Here is a 7,236-nt window from a genome sequence, read left to right as displayed (position 1 = left end):
GGCGCGGTCCCGGGGGAAGCCCTCGGACATGCACAGCAGGAGGCCGTCCGCGGAGACCACCACGGTGTGGGACACCCCGGGGGTGTTGTCCACGAAATTGGTGATCAGCCAGTTCAGGTTCTGTGCGGCCTGGCTCATCTGGTTCAACTCAACGCTCCTGGTGATCTGCGCCGTTGCCGTCGCTCCGGCCCCCGAAACTATCGAACCCGGGCTGCTGGGCACCATGCTGGAAGCCGGCCGGGTTGGCCTGTTCCGCACCTGCCCGGCGGCCCTGCTGGATGCCGCGGCGCAGGTTGGTCAGCCGGCCGCGCACCTCCTCGGGGGCCCGGGAGACCTGGGGACCGGTCAGCGGGGAGGCCTCGGCGGTGCCGGAGACCAGGTTGGCCTGCGGGGTCCGCCTGGGGAGGCCGGACATCGTGACGCCGTTGGTCGAGGGCTCCCGGACCTGCTCCGCGCGGCGCCAGCGCTCGTCGTTGGCCGACGGGCGCCAGGGGGCGTCGCCCTCACCGGGCTGCGGCTGGCCCTGCGGGGCCTGCTGCTGCGGACCCTGGGGGCCCTGCGGCCGGGGCGGACGGCCCTGGGGCTCCTGCAGGAGCTCCGGCGCCGACGTGCCGGGGCGGCGCGGCTGGTACTGCCGCGGCCTGGCCTCCTGGCCGGCCCACGGCTGCTGCTCGGCACCGCCCTCGGACGCGCCGGTCGGCAGCGCCATCGGCTCCTGGCGGACGGGCTCCGGACGGGCCTGCTCCTGGCGGACCGGCTCCGGGCGCGCCGGGTTCGGCACGTTCGGCAGCACCGGCTCGACCAGGCCGAGGCCCAGCGGGTCGCGCGGGTCGATCTGGCTGGCCTCGAAGCGCGGGCGGGCGAACTGCTGGGTGCTCTCGACCGGGGCCGGCTCGGCCGGCGGCAGCTGGGCCTGCGGGCCCTGCTGCTGCGGGAACTGCGGCTGGCGGTCGCGCTGGGGCGCGTCCGGGCCGGGGCGCTGCGGGCGGCGCGGGCCCTGCGGACCCTGACCGCCGGGACCCTGCGGGCCCTGCGGCCCCTGCCCGCCGTGGCCCTGTGGAGCCTGCGGACCCTGCGGACCCTGCGGGCCGGGGCGGCCGGGCTGGCGGCGCTGCGGCAGGCCGTCCTGCGGGCGGGTGCCCGGGCGGGCGCCCTGGCGCGGTGCACCCGGTGCACCGGGCGCACCCGGGCGGCCGTGCTGCGGCTGCTCGCCGGTCCGGGGAGCGCCGTTGGGGTCGCCGGCCGGGCGCGGACGCTCCTGGCCGGGGCGGCCGGGCGCACCCTGCGGTCCGCCCGGCTGGCCGGGCTGGCCGGGCTGGGCCGGGCCACCGGGCTGCTGGCCGCGGCGGGGCAGGCCGGGGCCGCCCTGCTGCGGGCCCTGGCGGCCGGGGCCGCGCTGCGGCAGGCCGCCCTGGGCCGACTGCTGCGGCTGCTGGGCCTGCTGGCCCGGCTGGCCGCCCGGGACGACCGGGGTTTCGCGCAGGGCCTTGCCGACCTGACGGGTCGGCAGGCCGCCGGCCCGCCCGCCGGGCGCGCCGGGAGCGGTCGGGGCGCCCGGTGCCGCCGGGCCGGCCGGACCGCCCTGGCCGAGCTGCGGGCGGCCCTGCGGGGCACCGCCGGCCTGGGCCTGGCCGAGCGCGGCCGGACCGCCCTGGCCGGCCGGCATCTGGCGCTGCTGGCGCGGCGTCGGGGCGACCCCGCGCTGCTGCTTGGCCTGCGCCGGGCCGGGGCGGCCGGAGCCGCGGCGGTCGGCGGAGTTGGTGACGTCCACCGGGAGCATGACGAGCGCGGTGGTGCCGCCGGAGTCGCTGGGGCGCAGCTGGATGCGGATGCCGTGTCGCAGGGACAGGCGGCCGACCACGAAGAGGCCCATGCGGCGGGAGACGGAGACGTCCACCGTCGGCGGGTTGGCGAGGCGCTCGTTGATCTCGGCGAGGTCGTCGGGGCTCAGGCCGATGCCGGTGTCGTGGATCTCGACCAGCACGCGGCCGTCGGGCAGCGCGTGGCCGGTGACCCGCACGCGGGTCTGCGGGCTGGAGAAGGAGGTGGCGTTCTCCAGCAGCTCGGCGAGCAGGTGGACGAGGTCGTTGACGACGCGGCCGGCGACCTCGGCCGACGGCACCGCGGCGAGTTCGATGCGCTCGTACTGCTCCACCTCGGACGCGGCGGCGCGGAGCACGTCGACCAGCGGGACGGGCCGGGTCCAGCGGCGGCCCGGGTCCTCGCCCGCGAGGACGAGGAGGTTCTCGCCGTTGCGGCGCATGCGGGTCGCGAGGTGGTCGAGCTTGAAGAGGTTGGCGAGCTGGTCCGGGTCCGCCTCGCGGCTCTCCAGCTCGGAGATGAGCGACAGCTGGCGCTGGATGAGGCCCTGGCTGCGGCGCGAGAGGTTGGTGAACATCGCGTTGATGTTGCCGCGGAGGAGGGCCTGCTCGGCGGCGAGGCGGACGGCCTCGCTGTGCACCATGTCGAACGCGTGGGCCACGTGGCCGATCTCGTCCGTGGAGTCGACGGCGACGGGTTCGACGGTGACGTCGACGTCGTGCGGGTCGCTCTCGGAGAGCGTCTTGACCAGCTCGGGCAGCCGCCGCTCGGCGACGTCCTCGGCCGCGGCCTGCAGGCGGGTCAGCGAGCGCACCATCGAGCGGGCGATCAGACCGGCGCCGCCGAGGGCGACGAGGAGCACGAGGGCGACGGCGCCGGCGATGATCAGGGCGTCGGTGTCGGCCTGGGACTGGAGGTCCTGGGCCTTTCCGTCCAGGCTCTCCAGCAGCTTGGACTCGATCCGCTGCTCGGCCTTGATCTTGGCGGTGGCCTTCTCGTACCAGTCCTTGTAGGTGACCGGGTCGGTCTGGTGGATACCGCTCTGCTGGAGGATCGAGCGCGAGTAGCGGTCGGCGTCGGCGACGACGTTGTTGTAGCTGAGCTGGCCGCGCAGGTTGTCCAGGTCGTGCGCGGTGTAGATGTTGTTGAACGTCGTGAGCGCGTTGTCGTAGGTCGTGCGCAGGCGGATGCCGAAGGACTCGTCGCTCAGGCTGAGGTCGGGGGCCTTGGGGTTGGCGAGCGCGGCGCTGATCAGGGCGCGCTGCTGCGAGGTCGCGTCCTTGGCCAGCGAGAACTGCTGGAGCGCGCGGGTCGCGACGACGAGGTCCTTGTTGTTCGACGCGAGCGCGATGTCCTGGGTGATGGACAGCAGGTCGCGGATGATCACGTCGTACGCGGTGATCGTCGACTGGATGTTCTGGTTGTTCTGGTACGGCGTGTTGCGCGCGTCCGAGATCGAGTTGAGGTCCTTGCGGATCTGGAACAGCAGCGCCTTTCCGCCGGACAGTTCGAGGTTCTCGAACTTGTCGGAGGAGGCGGTGAAGGTCCGGCTCAGGTCGTCGGTGGTCTTGCGCGCGGAGACGATGTCGTCGTCCAGCGGGTCGGTCGGCCGGTTGGTGATCGGGCCGGCGCTGATGTCGCGCTCGGTCTGCAGCGCGTCGGCGAGGTTGGTCGCCTTCTTGGCCAGGTCGGAGAGGTTGGCCATCTGGGCGAGCTGCTGCGAGGCCTGCATCGAGGTCTGGATGCGCAGGCCACCGAGGACCAGCGAGACCAGGACGGGCAGCGCGAGCAGCGCGATCAGTCGGGTCCGGATGCGCCAGTTGCGCATCGCGAGCCGGCTCAGACCGGTGGCGCGGCGCCTGGTGAGGGACGTGCGGAGCTTGTCGCGGGCGGACTTCCGGTCCTGGCCGTCGGGTTCCGGGTGGCCGGCGCCCTCGGGCGTCGGCGGTTCGGCCGGGCCACCGGGGGCCGCCGCCTGCTGGGGGGCTGCCACAGGCTCGCGCGACTCCGGGTTCCCCGCGGCGCCGCTACCCCTCTTGAAACGTCCCTGCACTGGCGTCGCAACCTCTGGACCGGGCGTCCCGCCGCGTCGCCACGGCCTGGACGGTGTCGAGTTTCCATCCGCACCCCGGCCGGTCCGGGAGAGCGGGCACCGGGGTGGACTGCTCCCTACCCACGGTCCGTGGCATTCCAGCACAGCGAGGGAATCCCAACAAGGGCCGCCCGGAACCACCGGCCACGGCTACCGACCGCGTGCGCGTTTTCACGGACTGTGCGGTAACCGGACCGGAATACCGCCTTTTTCGGACACTCGTCCGATACATGCCAACGGGGCCCTAGATCGACAAGAGTCGCAGACCTGCTGGAATGCCCGTTATCGGCGTTTTGCCGGGAAATCCCGTTCCGGCGAAATGTCGGATATCGGAGATTTGCGGACCCATTTGTGAGGAAAATCACAGACGAATGTGTAGCTTTGGTCACGGTCCCTGTGGAATGAGATCTCGTAACCTGGTGCATCCGGAGCACGGCCCCGATCAGCCTGCCCAGAATCCCTCCGAATCAATCGGACTCACTCAGGCCGTGCCGCCCCGTCGTGGCGCGCCCGGCCGCGAACACGAGGTGCTGACTCGATGTCCCAGGCGAAGAAGGCCACCAAGTCCACGCTGTCCTGCCGCTCCACGGCGAACCCGCGCCGGACCACGCTGGCCTCGGTCGAGGACTTCAGCAAGATCCCCGGCGCCCGCAAGCCCGAGGACGCCGTCACCTACTCGACGGACCTGCCCGGGAGCACCGCGAACCCGCGCCGCACCCAGCTCATGGTCGCGCCGGTGGTCGTCCCGCAGGACTGATCCCGTCCCGCGCCGCGCGAAGGGCGCCGCAGCCGTCGAACCGGCCGCGGCGCCCTTCGCGTTCGCGCGCCCGCGCCGAGCAGGGCCGAAGCGGCCGGGAGAGGGCTCACGCGATAGCCTGGTCGACGATTGACGGGGCCGCGCCCACGCCGGGCGGGGCGCCCACCAGCGCCCGGGGGCGCCCCGGGCGGCCGACGAAGCGAGGGGTATCCCAGCCGTGCGCATTGCGAGGTTTTCCGTCCGGGAAGGGAGCCCTGCCGCCGGCAGCGTCTCCTTCGGCGTCGTGGAGGGGGACCCGGCCCAGCCCGAGTCGCTGGTCGTCCACGGCCTGGCCGGCCACCCGTTCGGCCAGCCGCAACCCACCGGCGAGAGCTACCGCTTCCAGGACGTCCGGCTGCTCAGCCCGATGCTCCCCAACAAGATCGTGGCGGTCGGCCGCAACTACGCGGCCCACGCGGCGGAGATGGGCGGCGGCGTCCCGGACGTCCCGCTGACCTTCTTCAAGCCGTCCACCTCGGTGATCGGCCCGACCGAGAGCATCGCCTACCCGCCGTTCTCCTCGGAGGTCCACCACGAGGCCGAACTCGCCGTGGTGATCGGCCGGATGTGCCGCGAGGTGCCGCTGGAGCGGGTGCCGGAGGTGATCCTCGGTTACACCTGCGCCAACGACGTGACCGCCCGCGACGTCCAGCAGCGCGAGGGCCAGTGGGCCCGGGCCAAGGGCTTCGACACCGCTTGCCCGCTCGGTCCCTGGATCGAGACCGACCTCGACCCGGCCGACCTCGCGATCACCTGCACGGTCAACGGCGAGCTCCGCCAGAGCGGGCGCACCTCCCAGATGGTCCGCTCGGTGGCCGAACTGATCGTCCACATCTCCGAGGCCATGACGCTGCTGCCCGGCGACGTCATCCTCACCGGCACACCCGCTGGGGTGGGCCCCGTCAACGTCGGCGACGAGGTCGCCGTCTCCATCGAAGGCATCGGCACTCTCGCCAACAAGGTGATCAAGCGTGGCTAACACTGACCCGGCCGTCCGGGTTCGCTTCTGTCCCTCCCCGACCGGCAACCCCCACGTGGGCCTGGTCCGCACCGCCCTCTTCAACTGGGCCTACGCCCGCCACAACGGCGGCACGCTGGTCTTCCGGATCGAGGACACCGACGCGGCCCGCGACTCCGAGGAGTCCTACGACCAGCTGCTCGACGCGATGCGCTGGCTCGGCTTCGACTGGGACGAGGGCCCGGAGGTCGGCGGCCCGCACGCGCCGTACCGCCAGTCGCAGCGGATGGACATCTACGCGGACGTCGCCCGCCGCCTGCACGAGGCCGGCCACGCCTACCACTGCTACTGCAGCACCGAGGAGCTGGACGCCCGTCGCGAGGCCGCCCGCGCGGCCGGCAAGCCCTCCGGCTACGACGGCCACTGCCGGAACCTGACGGACGACCAGATCGCCGTCTACAAGCTGGAGAAGCGCGAGCCGATCCTGCGCTTCCGGATGCCCGACAAGACCATCGCCTTCGACGACCTGGTCCGCGGCACGCTCAGCTTCGAGTCGGAGAACGTGCCCGACTACGGCATCGTCCGGGCCAACGGCGCCCCGCTGTACACGCTGGTGAACCCGGTCGACGACGCCCTCATGGAGATCACCCACGTCCTGCGCGGCGAGGACCTGCTCTCCTCCACCCCGCGCCAGATCGCGCTGTACGAGGCGCTCGCCGAGATCGGCGTCGGCAACGGCACCGTCCCGCGCTTCGGCCACCTGCCGTACGTGATGGGCGAGGGCAACAAGAAGCTCTCCAAGCGCGACCCGCAGGCCTCGCTCAACATGTACCGCGAGCGCGGCTTCATCCGCGAGGGCCTGCTCAACTACCTGTCCCTGCTGGGCTGGTCGCTGGCCGAGGACCGCGACCTCTTCGGCATGGACGAGATGGTCGCCGCCTTCGACCTCGCCAAGGTCAACTCCAACCCGGCCCGCTTCGACCTGAAGAAGTGCGAGGCGATCAACGCCGAGCACGTGCGCAAGCTGGCCCCGGAGGACTTCGTCCGCCGCCTGGTGCCGTTCCTGCAGGCCCCCGGCCTGCTGCCGGCCGAGCCGACCGCCGAGCAGCTGGATCTGCTCGCCAAGGTGGCGCCGCTCACCCAGGAGCGGATGGTCGTGCTGAGCGAGATCGTCAACATGGCCGGCTTCCTGTTCGTCGACCCGGCCGACTTCGCGGTCGACCCGGACGACGCCGCCAAGGCGCTGACCGCGGACGCCCGCCCGGTGCTGGAGGCCAGCGTCAAGGCGCTGGAGGCGCTCGGGGACTTCACCCCGGAGCCGATCCAGGCCGCGCTGCGCGAGGCGCTGGTGGACGGGCTGGGCATCAAGCCCAAGTTCGCCTTCACGCCGCTGCGGGTGGCCGTCACCGGCCGCCGGGTCTCGCCGCCGCTGTTCGAGTCGATGGAGCTGCTCGGCCGCCCCGAGACGCTGCGTCGCCTGCGCTCCGCCCTGGACGCCCTGCCGGCCGCCTGAACGGGCCGCTGAGCACGCCCGCGGGCCCGGCCTGGTGCCGGGCCCGCGGCGTACCC

General features: G+C 73.1%; 5 protein-coding genes. 3 read left to right on the top strand and 2 right to left on the bottom strand.

Annotated features, from left to right (window positions below):
* Together PUR71_RS27080 and PUR71_RS27075 are read right to left on the bottom strand one after the other, a co-directional pair.
* The coding region (locus tag PUR71_RS27080) for a roadblock/LC7 domain-containing protein (protein ID WP_329882915.1) at nt 1–138 on the bottom strand (138 nt) is incomplete at its 3' end.
* Nucleotides 139–148: 10 nt separating this feature from the next.
* Nucleotides 149–3,814: a nitrate- and nitrite sensing domain-containing protein gene (locus PUR71_RS27075; protein ID WP_329929740.1), complete on the bottom strand. Its 3,666-nt coding sequence runs from the start codon at nt 3,812–3,814 to the stop codon at nt 149–151.
* A 637-nt stretch (nt 3,815–4,451) separates the two neighbouring features.
* Here PUR71_RS27075 and PUR71_RS27070 point away from each other — a divergent pair.
* The 3 genes from PUR71_RS27070 (at nt 4,452) to gltX (ending at nt 7,180) form a co-directional block, all read left to right on the top strand.
* The gene (locus PUR71_RS27070; RefSeq protein WP_329929739.1) at nt 4,452–4,670 is read left to right on the top strand and encodes a hypothetical protein; all 219 of its coding nucleotides are present in this window, start codon (nt 4,452–4,454) and stop codon (nt 4,668–4,670) included.
* Between the two features lie 217 nt (nt 4,671–4,887).
* A complete protein-coding gene (locus PUR71_RS27065; protein WP_329929738.1) occupies nt 4,888–5,688 on the top strand; it encodes a fumarylacetoacetate hydrolase family protein in 801 nt (266 codons plus the stop codon).
* A complete protein-coding gene (gene gltX, locus PUR71_RS27060) occupies nt 5,681–7,180 on the top strand; it encodes a glutamate--tRNA ligase (protein WP_329929737.1) in 1,500 nt (499 codons plus the stop codon). Before PUR71_RS27065 ends, gltX begins: the two co-directional genes overlap by 8 nt.
* Nucleotides 7,181–7,236 lie beyond the last annotated feature (56 nt).

The organism is Streptomyces sp. SP17BM10, from assembly GCF_036322405.1.
In the GTDB taxonomy this organism is placed as follows: domain Bacteria; phylum Actinomycetota; class Actinomycetes; order Streptomycetales; family Streptomycetaceae; genus Kitasatospora.
This window is presented reverse-complemented; position numbering and strand designations above follow the sequence as displayed.

Excerpts from the sequence above, each read along its gene's own strand:
- PUR71_RS27070 (WP_329929739.1), top strand. The coding sequence starts at position 4,452 with ATGTCCCAGGCGAAGAAGGCCACCAAGTCCACGCTGTCCTGCCGCTCC.